The sequence below is a fragment of the Caldovatus sediminis genome, assembly GCF_014644455.1.
GTDB lineage: Bacteria > Pseudomonadota > Alphaproteobacteria > Acetobacterales > Acetobacteraceae > Caldovatus > Caldovatus sediminis.
In genome coordinates this window covers 418805-434068 of sequence record NZ_BMKS01000002.1, presented here as the reverse complement: position 1 = coordinate 434068, position 15264 = coordinate 418805, and the positions used below count along the sequence as shown (strand labels likewise).

General features: G+C 75.1%; 14 protein-coding genes and 1 pseudogene. 9 read left to right on the top strand and 6 right to left on the bottom strand.

Annotated features, from left to right (window positions below; genetic code table 11):
• The first annotated feature begins 45 nt into the window (after positions 1–45).
• The gene (locus tag IEX99_RS04815; RefSeq protein ID WP_188898858.1) at positions 46–966 is read left to right on the top strand and encodes an ABC transporter substrate-binding protein; all 921 of its coding nucleotides are present in this window, start codon (positions 46–48) and stop codon (positions 964–966) included.
• On the opposite strand, the gene minE is transcribed toward IEX99_RS04815, so the two are convergent.
• Genes minE through minC form a run of 3 tightly spaced genes read right to left on the bottom strand, consistent with a single transcriptional unit; the run spans position 963 to position 2879 of the window.
• The gene (gene minE, locus IEX99_RS04810; protein WP_188898857.1) at positions 963–1253 is read right to left on the bottom strand and encodes a cell division topological specificity factor MinE; all 291 of its coding nucleotides are present in this window, start codon (positions 1251–1253) and stop codon (positions 963–965) included. The genes IEX99_RS04815 and minE overlap by 4 nt on opposite strands.
• Positions 1253–2071 (bottom strand): septum site-determining protein MinD, encoded by an 819-nt coding sequence (gene minD / locus IEX99_RS04805; protein ID WP_188898856.1) that lies wholly within the window; start codon positions 2069–2071, stop codon positions 1253–1255. The genes minE and minD overlap by 1 nt, the downstream gene beginning before the upstream one ends.
• A gap of 37 nt (positions 2072–2108) precedes the next feature.
• Positions 2109–2879, bottom strand: a complete 771-nt coding sequence (minC, locus tag IEX99_RS04800) for a septum site-determining protein MinC (RefSeq protein WP_188898855.1) — start codon at positions 2877–2879, stop codon at positions 2109–2111.
• 202 nt (positions 2880–3081) lie between these two features.
• Here minC and IEX99_RS04795 point away from each other — a divergent pair, with 202 nt between their 5' ends.
• The 4 genes from IEX99_RS04795 to IEX99_RS04780 are packed head-to-tail and all read left to right on the top strand — an operon-like array spanning position 3082 to position 7343.
• Positions 3082–3996, top strand: coding sequence for an ABC transporter substrate-binding protein (locus tag IEX99_RS04795; protein ID WP_188898854.1), 915 nt, complete (start codon positions 3082–3084; stop codon positions 3994–3996).
• Between the two features lie 42 nt (positions 3997–4038).
• A complete protein-coding gene (locus IEX99_RS04790; RefSeq protein ID WP_188898853.1) occupies positions 4039–4491 on the top strand; it encodes an acyl-CoA thioesterase in 453 nt (150 codons plus the stop codon).
• 13 nt (positions 4492–4504) lie between these two features.
• The gene (locus IEX99_RS04785) at positions 4505–6361 is read left to right on the top strand and encodes a heavy metal translocating P-type ATPase (RefSeq protein ID WP_229677808.1); all 1857 of its coding nucleotides are present in this window, start codon (positions 4505–4507) and stop codon (positions 6359–6361) included.
• 16 nt (positions 6362–6377) lie between these two features.
• On the top strand, positions 6378–7343 hold the full coding sequence (locus IEX99_RS04780) for a D-2-hydroxyacid dehydrogenase family protein (RefSeq protein WP_188898852.1): 966 nt from the start codon (positions 6378–6380) through the stop codon (positions 7341–7343).
• A 275-nt stretch (positions 7344–7618) separates the two neighbouring features.
• On the opposite strand, the gene IEX99_RS04775 is transcribed toward IEX99_RS04780, so the two are convergent.
• The 3 genes from IEX99_RS04775 to IEX99_RS04765 are packed head-to-tail and all read right to left on the bottom strand — an operon-like array spanning position 7619 to position 10569.
• Complete coding sequence (locus IEX99_RS04775) at positions 7619–8821, bottom strand: Zn-dependent hydrolase (protein ID WP_188898851.1); 1203 nt, start codon at positions 8819–8821, stop codon at positions 7619–7621.
• Positions 8822–8836: 15 nt separating this feature from the next.
• Positions 8837–9607 carry an SDR family NAD(P)-dependent oxidoreductase gene (locus tag IEX99_RS04770; RefSeq protein ID WP_188898850.1) on the bottom strand — a complete coding sequence of 257 codons (771 nt, stop codon included), beginning with the start codon at positions 9605–9607 and terminating at the stop codon, positions 8837–8839.
• On the bottom strand, positions 9604–10569 hold the full coding sequence (locus tag IEX99_RS04765) for a 3-hydroxyacyl-CoA dehydrogenase family protein (protein ID WP_188898849.1): 966 nt from the start codon (positions 10567–10569) through the stop codon (positions 9604–9606). The genes IEX99_RS04770 and IEX99_RS04765 overlap by 4 nt, the downstream gene beginning before the upstream one ends.
• A 248-nt stretch (positions 10570–10817) precedes the next feature.
• Between IEX99_RS04765 and IEX99_RS22790 the strand changes: the two are divergent.
• The 4 genes and pseudogenes from IEX99_RS22790 to IEX99_RS04745 form a co-directional block, all read left to right on the top strand.
• Positions 10818–11174: pseudogene (locus tag IEX99_RS22790) on the top strand (Bug family tripartite tricarboxylate transporter substrate binding protein); the annotation flags it as partial.
• Positions 11175–11196: 22 nt separating this feature from the next.
• The gene (locus IEX99_RS04755) at positions 11197–11439 is read left to right on the top strand and encodes a type 2 periplasmic-binding domain-containing protein (RefSeq protein ID WP_188898848.1); all 243 of its coding nucleotides are present in this window, start codon (positions 11197–11199) and stop codon (positions 11437–11439) included.
• 3 nt (positions 11440–11442) lie between these two features.
• Positions 11443–13521 carry a hydantoinase/oxoprolinase family protein gene (locus IEX99_RS04750; protein ID WP_188898847.1) on the top strand — a complete coding sequence of 693 codons (2079 nt, stop codon included), beginning with the start codon at positions 11443–11445 and terminating at the stop codon, positions 13519–13521.
• On the top strand, positions 13518–15173 hold the full coding sequence (locus IEX99_RS04745; RefSeq protein ID WP_229677807.1) for a hydantoinase B/oxoprolinase family protein: 1656 nt from the start codon (positions 13518–13520) through the stop codon (positions 15171–15173). Before IEX99_RS04750 ends, IEX99_RS04745 begins: the two co-directional genes overlap by 4 nt.
• The last annotated feature ends 91 nt before the right edge of the window (positions 15174–15264 follow it).

The following is a 15264-nucleotide window of genomic DNA, read 5'->3' as shown; positions in this document are numbered from 1 at the left end:
TTACGCCATCGTCGCGGCCCCGCCAGCCATCGAGGGAGCGCCGCGATGGAGACCCTCACCCTGCAGGAGCCCTTCCGGGCCGTGTTCTACGCGCCCTTCTACGCGGCGCTCGCCCGCGGCGCCTATGCCGCGGAGGGGGTGGAGGTGCGGCTGCTCGACGGCTCGGTGCCGCACCGCGCGGCGGAGGCGGCGCGGTCCGGCGCGGCGGACCTCGCCTGGGGCGGGCCGATGCGGGTGCTGCTCGCGCATGACCGCGACCCGGCCTGCCCGCTGCGCAATTTCGGCGCGGTGGTGATGGGCGATCCGTTCCTCCTCGTCGGGCGCGCGCCCAACCCGGGCTTCCGCCTGCCCGACCTCGCCTCCTTGACCCTCGGCACGGTGAGCGAGGTGCCGACGCCGTGGTGGACCCTGCAGGAGGACATCCGCAGGGCCGGGCTCGATCCGGCGTCCGTCCGCCGCGTGACCGACCGGACCATGGCGGAGAACGCCGCCGCCGTGGCGGAGGGCCGGCTCGACGTCGCGCAGCTCCTCGAGCCCTTCGTCAGCACGCTGGAGGCGGCGGGCACCGGCCACGTCTGGCACGCGGCCGCCGCGCGCGGGCCGACCGCCTACACCACCTTCGTCGCCACCGCCGCCCGCATCGCCGAGCGGCGCCCCGCCCTCATTGGCCTCATCCGCGGCATGGCGGCGACGCAGCGCTGGCTGGCGCGGGCCGGCGCCGAGGAGGTCGCCGCGGCCATCGCGGGCTTCTTCCCGGACCTGGCGCCGGCGCTGCTCGCGCGCTGCGTCGCGCGCTACAGGGCGCTCGGCATCTGGTCCGCCGATCCGCGCTACCCGCGCGAGGCGTTCGAGCGGCTGCGGGCGGCCATGCTCTCCGCCGGCGCGATCCGCCGCGCGCCGGGCTTCGAGGCCTGCACCGAGACCGCCCTGGTCGAGGCGGCGCTGGCCGGGAAGGCCGCGACCTAGCGCGAGGCCGCCGCCTGCAGCCGCATCGCCTGCGGCCCCGGCAGCTCGATCTCGATCTCGAGCGTGGACATGTCGCCGCCGCGCTCGAGGTTCACCGCCACCTTGGCCGGGTCTATCGCGACGTAGCGCGCGACGACGGCCACCAGCTCCTGCTGGAGCTTGGGCAGGAAGTCCTCGCGCGTGCGGCCGATGCGCTCGTGCGCCAGCACGATCTGCAGGCGCTCCTTCGCCGCCGAGGCGCTCGCCTGCGCCGGCTTGCGCGCGCGGAACAGGTCGAGCAGGCGCATCACGCGGCCCTCCCGCCGAACAGGCGCCGGAACAGGCCCTTGCGCTCCGGCTCCAGGAAGCGGTGCGGCACGTCCTCGCCGAGGAAGCGGTCCACCGCGTCCTTGTAGGCCTGGCCGGCGATGCTCTCGGCGTCGAGGATGACGGGCGTGCCGGTGTTGGAGGCGCGCAGCACGCTCTCGCTCTCCGGCACCACGCCGAGCAGCGGGATGGCGAGGATCTCCTGCACGTCCTCGAGCTTCAGCATCTCGCCGCGCTCGACCCGCGCCGGGTCGTAGCGGGTGACGAGCAGGTGCTCCTTCACCCGGCCGAGCTTCTCCTCCGCCCGGCGCGAGCGCGACTGCAGCACGCCGAGGATGCGGTCCGAATCGCGCACGCTGGAGACCTCGGGGTTGGTCACGATCAGCGCCTGGTCGGCGAAGTAGAGGGCGAGCATGGCGCCCTTCTCGATGCCGGCGGGACTGTCGCAGAGGATGTAGTCGAAGTCGCGCGACAGCTCCTCGATGATCTGGCGCACCCCGTCCTTGGTGAGCGCGTCCTTGTCGCGGGTCTGGCTCGCCGGGAGGATGGCCAGCGTGTCCACCCGCTTGTCGCGGATCAGCGCCTGGTTGAGCTTCGCCTCGCCCTGGATGACGTTGACGATGTCGAACACCACGCGGCGCTCGACCCCCATGATCAGGTCGAGGTTCCGGAGGCCCACATCGAAGTCGATCACCACCGTGCGCTTGCCGCGCTGGGCGAGGCCGGTGCCGAAGGCGGCGCTCGTCGTGGTCTTGCCGACGCCCCCCTTGCCCGAAGTGACGACGATCACTTCCGCCATGATCTTGTCCCCCTGATGTCCCCTGTGCCCGCTGCCCCTAGCCGAGCGGATCGAACCGCATGCGCTCGCCCTCGAGCCGCACCTGCACGGCGCGGCCGAGCGGCGCCGCGGCGAGCCCGTCGCGGACCGCGTAGTAGCCGGCGATGGAAATGAGCTCCGGATCGAAATTCATGGTGAAGATCCGCGCCTCGGTGTTCTGCGCGCCGCCCGCCATCGCCCGGCCGCGGAGCGCGCCATAGACATGGATGTTGCCGTCGGCGATCACCTCCGCGCCGGCGTTGACCGTCGCGGTCACGATCAGGTCGCCGCCCTGGGCCCAGATGCGCTGGCCGGCGCGCACCGGCTGGTCCACCACCAGGGCCGGGCGGGCGGCGGCCGCCGGCGCGACGGCGACGGGCCCCGGCGGCGGCGGCGCCTCGGCCGCGGCGGGCGGCGGCGCCGGCTCGTCCGGCCCCTCCCTGCCGACCTGGCGGAGCGGCGGCAGGCCGGCGGCGAGCGCGGCGTTGCGCAGCTCCGGCGTGCCGCCCGTGGTGCCGATCGGCACGATCTCCAGGCCGCGCAGGCCCTGCGCGAGGCCCGCGAAATCCACCTCGCCGGGCGCCACCCCCTCGAGATCGGCGAGCCCGATCACGATCGGCGCGAAGCGCAGGAACCCCGGCGCGCGCCGGAACTGGTCGCCGATCGCGGGCACGACCACCTCCGGCCGCGGGTCGAGCAGCCGCAGGACCAGCAGGTTGAAATTCGCGCCGCGGAGGCGGAACGGCTCGAGCCGGGGCGGGGCATTGGCGGAGCGGGACGCGGCGGACATGGCGGGTCGGGGGTTCCCGTGGCGGGAGAGGGAAGCGGCGACACCCCGCTTCGGGCTCCCCCCCTGGCCGGACGCGCACGCGTGGGAGAAGCTATAGCGGGGCCGGGGCCGGCGGCGAAGCCTCGTTCCGCGAAAGCCGCGAATTTCGTGGACCTTCCGCCGATGCAACGACTCGCGACTCGGGCGCAGGAGAAACCGCGCGATGCCGACCACCGTCGTCCTGAACGAGCCCTTCCGGGCGGTCTTCTACGCGCCTTTCTACGCCGCGATCGCCCGCGGCGACATGGCGCGCGAGGGGATCGCGCTGCGGCTGGAGACCGCCGGGGACCCGGCGAGGGCCGCGGCCAACCTGCTCTCCGGCGAGGCGGACCTCGCCTGGTCGGGCCCGATGCGGGTGATCCGCGAGCGCGCGGCCGACCCGCGCTCGCCGCTGCGCAGCTTCTGCGCCGTGGTGATGCGCGATCCCTTCCTGCTCGTCGGGCGCGGGCCGCGGCCCGCCGGCTTCCGGCTGCAGGACCTGCCGGGGCTGCGCTTCGGCACCGTCTCCGAGGTGCCGACCCCCTGGTGGTGCCTGCAGGACGACCTGCGCCGGCTCGGCATTGATCCGGCGGCGATGCCGCGGCGCGTCGGCGACCGCAGCATGGCGGAAAACGCCGCCGCCGTGGCCGATGGCGCCCTCGACGTCGCGCAGATGTTCGAGCCGCACGCGACGCTGCTCGAGGCGCGCGGCGGCGCGGTGTGGCACGCGCAGGCCGATCGCGGGCCGACCGCCTACACCTCGCTCTACTCGACGGAGACCAACATCGCCGCCAGGCGCGCCGAGTTCGAGGCGGTGATCCGGGCGATGGCGGCGACGCTCGCCTGGATCGCGGCGGCGCCCCCGGCCGAGATCGCGGCGACCATCGCCCCCTGGTTCCCCGACGTCCCGCCGGAGGCGCTGCGCGCCTCGCTCGCCCGCTACCAGGGGCTGGGGCTCTGGCCGCCGACGCCGCGCTTCCCGCGCGAGGCCTTCGAGCGGCTGCGCGACGCCATGCTCTCCTGCGGCGTCATCGCCTCCGCGCCCGCCTACGATCTGTGCGTGGACGACGCCCTGGTCGAGGAGGCGCTGGCGCGCTAACCGGCGCCCGAGGTCCGCAGCCAGGCAGGAGCACCGCAGGCGATGGCGTCGGAGAAGCGCATCGGCACGCGCGACGACTACCGGTGGTTCACCGCCATCACGACGCGCTGGATGGACAACGACGTCTATGGGCACGTCAACAACGTCCAGTACTACTCCTTCTTCGACACCGCGGTCGCCGACTTCCTGCTGGAGTGCGGGGCGCTCGACATCGCGCGGAGCCCCGCGATCGGACTCGTCGTCGAGACGCAGTGCCGCTACTTCGCGCCGATCACCTATCCCGACCGCGTGACGGTCGGGCTGCGCTGCGCGCGCATCGGCACCAGCTCCGTCCGCTACGAGATCGGCGTGTTCCGCAACGACGAGCACCGGGCGAGCGCGGAGGGCCACTTCGTGCACGTCTATGTCCGCCGCGACGCGCAGGACCGCACGACGCCGATGCCCGCGCGGCTGCGCGAGGCGCTGCAGGCGCTGCTCGTCGCCCCCGCGGGCTGAGCGAACGGCCGCGGTGTCCGCAGTCGAGAAGCCGCACCGGAGCCTGCTGCTCGCGGTCGCGGCGCTCGGCCTCGCGGCCGGCCTGGGCGGGATGGCGCTGGGCGCGCCGAGGGCGGCGGAGTGGGCGCTCGCGTTCGCCACCGCGGTCGTGCTCGCCGCCCTGCTGCTGGACATCGCGCGCAGCTTCCGGCGCGGCGAATTCGGCCTCGACCTGGTGGCGGCGCTGTCGATGGGCGGCGCGCTGGCGCTGGGCGAGCTGCTCGCCGGCGCGGTGATCGCGCTGATGTTCGCCGGCGGCGAGTTCCTCGAGGCCTTCGCGCAGCGCCGCGCGCGCCGCGAGATGACGGCCCTCCTCGCCCGCCTGCCGCGGAGCGCCACGCGCCACGGCCCGGCGGGGCTGGAGGAGGTGCCGCTCGACGAGATCCGGCCCGGCGACCGCCTCTTGATCCGCCGCGGCGAGGTGCTGCCCGTGGACGGGGACGTCGCCCCCGGGGCGACGGCCGTGCTCGACGAGTCCGCGCTCACCGGCGAGGCGCTGCCGGTGCGCCACGCCGCGGGCGAGGCGGTGCTCTCGGGCACCGTCAACGCCGGCGAGGCCTTCGATCTCATCGCCACGCGCCGCGCGGCGGAGAGCACCTATGCCGGCATCGTCCGCCTGGTCGAGACGGCGCAGCGCAGCAAGGCGCCGATGGCCCGGCTCGCCGACCGGTGGTCGCTCGTCTTCCTCGCGCTCACGCTGCTGCTCGCCGGCGCGGCTTGGTGGCTCGCGCAGGATCCGCGCCGCGCGCTGGCGGTGCTGGTCGTCGCGACGCCCTGCCCGCTGATCCTCGCCGTGCCGGTCGCGATCATCGCCGGCCTCTCGCGCTCGGCGCGCGCCGGCGTGCTGGTCAAGAGCGGCGGCGCGCTCGAGACGATGGCGCGCGCGCGCGTGCTGCTGCTCGACAAGACCGGCACGCTCACCGAGGGCCGGGCGCGGCTCTCCGCCATCCTGCCGCTGGGGGCGGTCGAGGGCGCCGAATTGCTGCGCCTCGCCGCCTCGCTCGACCAGGCGTCCGGCCACGTCCTGGCCGCGGCCCTGGTGGCGGAGGCGCGCGCCCGCGGCCTGGCGCTGGAGACGCCGCGCGCGGTGCGCGAGGCGCCGGGCGTCGGCCTCGCTGGCGAGGTCGGCGGCCGGCGCGTCGCCCTCGGCGCGCGCGGCTTCGTCGCGGCGGAGGCCGGCGGCGCCGCGCTGCCGGCGGTGCCCGGCGCGCCGCCCGGCGCAGCGCTCGTGCACGTCGCGCTGGACGGCGCGCCGGCCGGCGTCCTGGTGTTCGAGGACACGCTGCGCGCCGACGCCACCGCCGTGCTGCGGGCCGCCCGCCGCGCCGGCATCCGCCGCGTCGTCCTGGTCACCGGCGACCAGCGGGCGGTGGCGGAGGCGACCGCGGGCGCGGTCGGCGTGGACGCCGTGCTGGCGGAATGCTCGCCGCAGGAGAAGGTCGCGGCCGTGCGCGCCGAGAAGCCGCAGGGGCCGGTGATGATGGTCGGCGACGGGGTGAACGACGCGCCGGCGCTGGCCGCCGCCGACATCGGCATCGCCATGGGCGCCCGGGGGGCGGCGGCGAGCAGCGAGGCGGCGGATGCCGTGGTGCTGGTGGACCGGCTCGACCGCGTTCCGGCGGCGATGCGCATCGCCCGGCGCGCCCGCGCCATCGCGCTGCAGAGCGTGGTGGCCGGCATCGGCCTCTCCACGGCCGGGATGCTCGTCGCGGCGGCGGGCTGGCTTTCTCCCGTGCAAGGTGCTGTGGTGCAGGAGGTGATCGACGTCGCCGTCATCCTCAACGCCCTGCGGGCGCTGGGCGGGGACGGGGAGGAGGCGGCGCGGGCGTGACGGGGAGAGGGACGGCATGGCCAACACCTTGACGCGGCTTGCGATCCTCGACGACTACCAGGGGGTGGCGCTCTCGCTCGGCCCCTGGGACCGGCTGCCGGCGGGGCTGAGGGTCGAGGTCTTCCGCGAGCATCTCGGCGGGCCCGACGCGGTGGTCGAGCGCCTCGCCCCCTTCGACGCGATCCTCGCGATGCGCGAGCGCACCCCCTTCCCTCGCGCCGTCGTCGAGCGCCTGCCGAACCTCCGCCTGCTGATCACCACCGGCATGCGCAACCGCTCGATCGACGTCGCGGCGTGCCAGGAGCGCGGCATCACCGTCTGCGGCACGCCGAGCGCGGGCAATCCGACGGTAGACCTGACCTGGGGGCTGATCCTCTCGCTCGCGCGCGACATTCCGGGCCAGCAGCGGAGCCTGCGCGAGGGGCGCTGGCAGACCGGAATCGGCATCGGCCTCGAGGGCAAGACGCTGGGCTGCATCGGCCTCGGCAACCTCGGCAGCAGGGTCGCGAAGGTCGGCGCCGCCCTCGGCATGCGCGTGATCGGCTGGAGCCAGAACCTGACCGACGAGGCCGCGGCGAAGGCCGGCGCCACGCGCGTGGACAAGGAGACGCTGCTGCGCGAGGCGGACGTGGTCACGATCCACCTCGTGCTCAGCGAGCGCAGCCGCGGCCTGATCGGCGCGGCGGAGCTCGCGCTGATGAAGCCGACCGCCTTCCTCGTCAACACGAGCCGCGGCCCGATCGTGGACCAGGAGGCGCTGATCGCCGCGCTCAAGGAGAAGCGCATCGCCGGTGCGGGGCTCGACGTGTTCGACACCGAGCCGCTGCCCGCCGGCCACCCCATCCTCTCCGCGCCGAACACGGTGCTGACGCCGCATCTCGGCTACGTGACCGAGCAGAACTACCGCACGTACTACGAGGCCGCGGTCGAGAACGTGCTGGCCTACCTCGCCGGAACGCCGATCCGGGTGCTGTCGCCGTGAGCGGCGCGGCGGGCGGGCGCGCTGCCGGCGAGCCCCATCGCTTCCGAGGCCTCGGCGCCGGACGGCCGCGTCCGACGCCGCGCGGGCGGCCACGGCATCGCACGCGCGCCGCTGGACCGCCTCGCCGGTCGGCGGCCGGCTGAACGCGCGGTGCCGGCACCTCGCGGGCCTGCCCGGGGAGGCGGCGTCCAGGCCGCCGATCAGGCGCAGCGGCCGGAACCGCCGCGCGGTCGAGGGCGGGTTGCGCGCGTCGGCGAGCGGATCGGATCCCCGGTCTAGCCGCGCAGGTAGCGCTCCGCCCCGTCCGCCAGCACCTGGCAGCCGAGGACCAGGTCCTCCTCCCTGGTGTCCTCGGCCCAGTGGTGGCTGATGCCGCCGATCGAGGGCACGAACAGCATCGCCGCCGGCATGCGCCGCGCGATGTACTGCGCGTCGTGCCCGGCGCCGCTCGGCATGCGCTGCCAGAGGCCCGGCGCGTGCTGCTCGGCGGCGGCGGCGAGCGCCGCCTGCATCGCCTCGTCGCAGAGCGCGGGCGTGGCGCGGCTGATCTGGGCGAGCGTGGCGGCGCAGCGCTCGCGGCGGTTGCTCTCGCGCACCAGCGCGCGCAGCGTCTCCTCCATCCGCTCCAGCACCGGCACCGAGACGTCGCGGAACTGGAACAGGACCTCGGCGCGGCCCGGGATGATGCTCGGCCCGCCGGGGTCGAGGGTGATGCGTCCCGTCGTCCAGGTGCTGCGCTCGCCGCAGACGCGCGGGAATTCGCGGTCGATGGCGGCGAGCAGGCGGACCGCCGAGAGGCCGGCGTCCTTCCGCTCCGCCATGGTCGTGCCGCCGGCGTGGTCCTGCTGGCCCTCGAACACGATCCGCCACTGCCAGATGGCGACGATCCCGGTCACCACGCCGAGGCGCAGCCCCGCCTTATCGAGCTGCGTTCCTTGCTCGATGTGCATCTCGAGGAAGCCCTTGTGGCGCCCGGCCTCGAGCTGCATCCGCGGCCTGCCCGCGAGGCCCGCCGCGGCGAGCGCCTCGCGCAGCGGCGTGCCGTCGTTGCGGCTGCGGCTGCGGTCTATCTCCTCCTCCGACAGTTCGCCGATGATCGAGCGGCTGCCGAGGAAGCCGCCCTCGAAGTGCCCCTCCTCGTCGGCGAAGGCGCAGACGTCCACCGGCAGCCCGGCGCGCGCCAGCGCCACGCCCGCCACGACGCCGAGGGCGCCGTCGAGCCAGCCGGCGTGGTTCTGGCTCTCGATGTGGCTGCCGACGAGCAGGTGCGGGCCGGCCCCCTTGTGTCGGCCGTAGACGTTGCCGATGCCGTCCATGCTCGGCTCCAGCCCGCATTCCGCCAGCCGGTCCATCAGCCAGCGGCGCGCCTCCATGTCCTGCGGCGAGTAGGTCGGGCGGTGCACGCCCGTCTTGTAGGCGCCGATCCTGCGCAGCTCGTGCAGGTCCCTGAGGAAGCGCTCGGCGTCAATGCGCGCCATCGGTCCCTCCCCGCCTCAGCGGCTCTCCAGCGTCAGCCCGCCGTCCACCACGACCGTCTGGCCCGTGACCATCGCCGCGCCGGCGAGCAGGAAGACCATCACCTCCGCCAGGTCCTCCGGCCGGCAGCGGCGCTTGAGCAGGGCCTTCTCGGCGCTCGCCCGGCGCCGCTCCTCGGTCCACTCGACCATCCAGGAGGAATCCACCGCGCCCGGCGCCACCGCGTTGACCCGCACCTCCGGCGCCAGGCCGCGCGCGAGGTTCTTGGTCAGGCTGATCACGCCCGCCTTGGTCGCGCCATAGGCCATCGAGGAGCCGGGGCTGTCGAGGCCGGCGATCGAGGCGACGTTGACCACCGCGCCTCTTGCCGCGCGCAGCGCCGGCGCCGCGGCCTTGGTGCAGCGGAACACGCCGAGCAGGTTGACCTGCAGCACCGTGTTCCACAGCTCCTCGGTCAGCCGGTCGAACTCGTCGGGGCGGATGACGGTGCGCGTTCCTGGCGTGCCGGCGTTGTTCACCAGGTAGTCGAGCCGGCCGAGCTCCGCGACGGCCCGCTCCACCATGCGCACGCAGTCCGCGGCGTCGCCGACATTGCCCGGCGCGCCGATCACGTCGCGCCCGAGGCCGCGCAGCCGCCCGACCTGCTCCGGCCCGCGCGGGTCGTCGGCGAGGTGGTTGATCGCGACCTTGCAGCCGCTCGCCGCCAGCAGCTCCGCCGTGGCGAGGCCGATGCCGGAGGCGCCGCCGGTGACCAGCGCGGTCCTGCCCTTGAGGTCGTAGGTGATCATTCGCCGCTCCGCTCCATTCCCGCCATCGTCCCGATCCGCCGCAGCGCCTGCTTCAGCGCGATGAGCCGCCGGTCCCGCTCCTCGAACAGCGCGGCGGGGTCCCTGCCGCCCCAGTCGTAGAAGCCGGCGCCGGACATCACGCCGGTCCTGCCCTCGGCGATCAGCCGGTCGAGCGTCTCGCTCCGGCCGCGCACCGGCGGCGGCTCGTACATCCTGTTGCGCAGCGCGTGCTGCATCATCGGCAGCCCCGTGAAGTCCGCCTTGGCGAAGACGCCGAGGATCGGCAGGCGCAGCGCGATGCCGTGGATGATCGCGGCGTCGATCTCCTGGGCGGTGGCGATGCCCTCGTCCAGCAGCTTCTGCACCTCGAGCCCGATCGCCGACTGGATGCGGTTGGCGATGTAGCCGGGAACGAAGCGGCGCATGACGATCGGCTGCTTGCCCATCGCCGCGCACATCGCGCGCACCGTCTCCACCGTCGCCGGGTCGGTCCGCGGGCCGCCGACGATGTCCACCAGGTCGCAGAGGTAGGGCGGCGTGTACCAGTGCGCGATCAGCGTCCGGGGCTGCCGGCGCTCCGGCACCATCGGGAAGATGTCGAGGTAGGAGGTGTTGGAGGCGATGATCGCCTCCGCCGGCGCCACCCTGTCGAGCTCGGCGAAGAGCGCGCGCTTCGCTTCCGGGTTCTCGACGATCGCCTCGACGATCAGCTCCGCGCCGTCCACGCATTCGGCGAGCGAGTCATGGCGCGTGACGGCCTGTGCGAGATGCGCGGAGGTCCACTCCGCCGGCGCCTCGCCGCCCGCGACGAGCGAGGCGAGCGCCTTCTCCATCAGCCCCTGCGCCCGCGCGAGCGTCTCGGGATTGCTGTCCGTCAGGCGCACGCGATGCCCGCCGAGGGCGAAGACCAGCGCGAGCGCGTGGCCCATCGTGCCGGCGCCGAGGACGGCGATGCGGCTCATGGTGGGTGTGTTCCTCCGTTCGTGCCGGCGCGCGCGGGCCGGCGATGGGCCGCGGCCGGACATGCCGCGCTACCCTGCCCCGCGTCGCCGGCCGCGACAAGCGGGCGGGGAGCGGAAAGGCGCGGCCGGTCGCCGCGCCGCGCGCGGTGCCGCGCCCCCGGCCTGGTGCCGAAAAGGCCCGAGGGACGGCTTCCCGCGCCGGGCCGACGTGCTAGCCTTCGGACGCACCGGAAACCGGGAGAGGCGCCATGCCGATCGCCCGACGCCGCCTGTCCCTTCTCGCCGCGGCGGCAGCAGCCGCGCCGCCGCGCGACCTGCACGCGTTCCTCGCCATGGCGCGCGGCGGGCGGGAGTTCCGCTACGCCTCGGGCGGCGTCGGCACGGCGAAGCACCTGACCGGGGAGCTGCTCAACCAGATGGCGGGGCTGCGCCTCGTCCACGTGCCCTACCGCGGCACCGGCCCGGCGCTGAACGACCTCGCCGCGAAGGTGGTGGACGTCTATTTCGGCGATCCGGCGACGCTCGGCCTGATCCAGCAGGGCGGCGCCCGCGCCCTCGCCGTCACCTCTCCGGACCGCTGGCCGCTGCTCCCCGACACGCCCGCGGTGGCGGAGGCGGTGCCGGGCTATGCCAGCGAGAATTTGGTACGGCGTCGCCGCCCCGCCCGGCACGCCGGACGATCTCGTCGCCTTCCTGCATGCGCGGATCCTGCGGGTGATGGCGCAGCCGGAGACGCATCGCCGCTTCGACGAGGCGGGCCTGCACCCGGCGACCATGCCGCTCGACGAGTACCGCGCCTTCCTGCGCGCCGACACCGAGACCTGGGGCCGCGTGGTGCGCACCGGCAACATCCGCATCGATTCCGAGTGAGACGTGGCTGACAGCATCCGACTGGCCGTCGATGTCGGCGGCACCTTCACCGATCTCGTCCTCGAGACCCCGCGCGGCGCCCACTCGCACAAGCTGCTGACGACGCCGGAGGCGCCGGAGCGGGCGGTGCTGGAGGGCGCGCGCGCCATCCTCGCCGCGGCGCGCTGCCCGCCCGGGGCGGTGTCGCTCGTGGTGCACGGCACGACGCTCGCCACCAACGCGCTGATCGAGCGGAAGGGCGCGCGCACCGCCCTGGTGACGACCGAGGGCTTCCGCGACAGCCTGGAGATCGCCTACGAGCACCGCTTCGAGCAGTACGACCTCCACATGGAGCGGCCGGAGCCGCTGGTCCCGCGCCGGCTCCGCCTCGGGGTTCCGGAGCGGATCGCGGCGGATGGCGAGGTGCTGCGGCCGCTCGACGAGGCGGCACTGCGCGCCACCGCCGCCATGCTGCGGGCGGAGCGGATCGAAGCGGTCGCCATCTGCTTCCTGCACAGCTTCACCAACGACGCGCATGAGCGCCGCGCCGCCGCGATCCTCGCCGAGGAGCTGCCGGGCGTCGCCCTCTCCCTCTCCTGCGAGGTCGCGCCGGAGATCCGGGAGTACGAACGCGCCTCCACCACCGTCGCCAACGCCTACGTGCTGCCGCTGATGGGCGGCTACCTCGGCCGGCTGGAGGACGGGCTGCGCGAGGCGGGCATCGCCGCGCCGCTGCTGCTGATGATGTCCTCGGGCGGCGTGACGACGGTGGAGACCGCGCGCCGCTTCCCGGTGCGCCTGGTCGAGAGCGGACCGGCCGGCGGCGCGATCCTGGCGCAGGCGGTGGCGGCGGAGAACGGCCTCCGGCGCGTCGTCGCCTTCGACATGGGCGGCACGACGGCGAAGCTCACGCTGATCGACGACTACGATTTCCAGCGCGCCCGCAGCTTCGAGGTCGCCCGCGCCTACCGCTTCGTCCAGGGCAGCGGCCTGCCGGTGCGCATCCCGGTGATCGAGCTGGTGGAGATCGGCGCCGGCGGCGGCTCGATCGCGCGGGTGGACGCGCTCGGCCGCATCCAGGTCGGGCCGGACAGCGCCGGCAGCGTCCCCGGCCCGGCCTGCTACGGCCGCGGCGGCGCGGCGCCGACGGTCACGGACGCGGACGCCGCGCTCGGCCGCCTCGATCCCGCGCGCTTCGCCGGCGGCACCATCCCGCTGCTCCTCGACCGCGCCCAGGCGGCGCTGGAGCGCGATGTCGGCGCGGCGCTCGGCGCCGACGCCGTCGCCGCCGCCGCCGGCGTGGCCGAGATCGTGGACGAGACCATGGCGAGCGCCGCGCGCGTGCACGCCGTCGAGCACGGCAAGGACACGGCCGAGCGGACGCTGATCGCCTTCGGCGGGGCGGCGCCGCTGCATGCCGCCCGTCTCGCGCAGAAGCTCGGCATGCGCCGCGTCGTGGTGCCGGTCGGCGCCGGCGTCGGCTCGGCGTACGGCTTCCTGCGCGCGCCGATCGCCTACGAGGTCGTGCGCACGCGCCACATGCGCCTCGACGCCTTCGACGCGGCGATGCTCAACGCGCTGTTCGCCGGCATGCGCGCCGAGGCCGAGGCGGTCGTCCGGCTCGGCGCGGCGCCCGGGGAGCCGCTCAACGAGGTCCGCACCGCCTTCATGCGCTACCGCGGCCAGGGCCACGAGATCGCGGTGCCCCTCCCCTCGCGCGACTTCGCCCCCGGCGACGCCGGCGACCTCCGCGCGCGCTTCGAGGCCGCCTATACTGCGCTGTTCGGGCGCACCATCCCCCGCCTCGAGGTCGAGACCCTGACCTGGGCGCTCGCCCTCGCGACCGAGCGCCCCCTCCCGCCCCGGGCGCCGGAGCCGCCCGGCGCGCCGCCGCCGCCGCCGGCGGGCCGCCGCGCCGTCTTCGACCCGGCGGCGGCGGCGCGCGAGGAGGCCGCGCTGTTCGAGCGCGCCGCCCTGCCGCCCGGCGCGCGGATCGAGGGCCCGGCGCTGATCGTCGAGGACCAGACCACCACCGTCGTCCCGCGCGGCTGGTCCGCGCGCGTGAACGCCCTCCACCAGATCGTCCTGGAGCGCGAGGCATGAGCGCCACCGCCGCCGAGATCCGCCACCAGGTGATGTGGAACCGCCTGCTCTCCGTCGTCGAGGAGCAGGCGCGCACCCTGGTCCGCACCGCCTTCTCCACCAGCGCGCGCGAGGCCGGCGACATCTCCGCCGGCGTGTTCGACCTCGAGGGCCGGATGCTGGCGCAGGCGGTGACCGGCACGCCGGGGCACGTGAACTCGATGGCGCGCAGCGTCGTCCACTTCCTGCGCGAGTTCCCGCCGCACGCCATGCGGCCGGGCGACCACTACATCACCAACGACCCCTGGAAGGGCACCGGGCACCTCTACGACATCGTCATCACCTCGCCCGCCTTCCACCGCGGGAGGCTGGTGGCGCTGTTCTCCTGCACGACGCACGTGGTGGACATCGGCGGCCTCGGCGCCTCCTCAGACGGCCGCCAGGTGTTCCACGAGGGGCTGTTCATCCCCCTCCTGCCGCTGGCGCGCGAGGGCAGGCTGGACGAGGGCCTGCTCCGCATGATCCGCGCCAATGTCCGCGAGCCGGTGCAGGTGGAGGGCGACGTCTTCGCCCTCATGGCCTGCAACGAGACGGGGGCGCGGCGCCTGTCCGACATGATGGAGGAGTACGGCCTCGCCGACCTCGACGCCCTCGGCGAGCACATCGTCTCCCGCTCGCGCGCCGGCATGGCGGCGGCGATCGGGGCGCTGCCGAAGGGCACCTGGCGCAGCCACATGCGCATCGACGGCGTCGAGGCGCCGATAGACCTGCACGCCGCCGTCACCATCGCCGAGGACCACGTGGCGGTGGACTACGCCGGCACCTCCGGCGTCTCCGCCTCCGGCATCAACTGCCCGCTCTGCTACACGGAGGCGTACACCGCCTTCGGCGTGAAGTGCGTCGTCGCGCCGCAGATCCCGAACAACCACGGCACGCTGGAGGCGGTGCGGGTCACGGCGCCGGAGGGCAGCATCCTCAACGCCCCCTTCCCCTGCGCGGTCAACGGCCGCTCGACCATGGGCCACATGCTGCCCGACGTCGTCTTCGGCGCGCTGCACCAGGCGCTGCCCGGGCGCGTGCCGGCGGAGGGCACCTCGAACCTCTGGAACCTGCGCCTCGGCGCCGGCCTCGGCATCACCGGCGTGGACGACCGCTCGCGCGCCTTCATGATCGTCAGCTTCCATTCCGGCGGCGCGGGCGCGCGGCCCGAGCAGGACGGGCTTTCCGCGACGCCCTTCCCCTCGGGCGTGCGCAACGTGCCCTGCGAGATCACCGAGACCATCGCCCCCCTCGTCGTCTGGAAGAAGGAACTGCGCCCCGATTCCGGCGGCCCCGGCCGGCGGCGCGGCGGACTCGGCCAGATCATGGAGGTCGGCCACCGCCACGGCGGCGCCTTCGGCATCTTCCCGACCTTCGAGCGCGTGCGCTTCCCCGCCCGCGGCCGCGAGGGCGGCCTGCCGGGCGCGCCCGGCCGCGTCAGGCTCGCCTCGGGCGCCGAGCTGCGGCCCAAGGGCTTCCAGATCATCCCCGCCGGCGACCGGCTGGTCGTCGAGATGCCCGGCGGAGGCGGCTACGGCGACCCGCGCATGCGCGAGCCGGGCCGCGTCGCGCGCGACGTCGAGGCCGGGCTGGTCAGCCCGGAGCAGGCGCGGGCGGCCTACGGGCGGGAGTGACCGGCGGCGCCTCGTTCCGCTTGGCGACGGAGGCGCCCCGCGGGGGCGGAGCGCCGGTTGCCATCGCGGCCCCTTCCGGCTACCGCCCGCC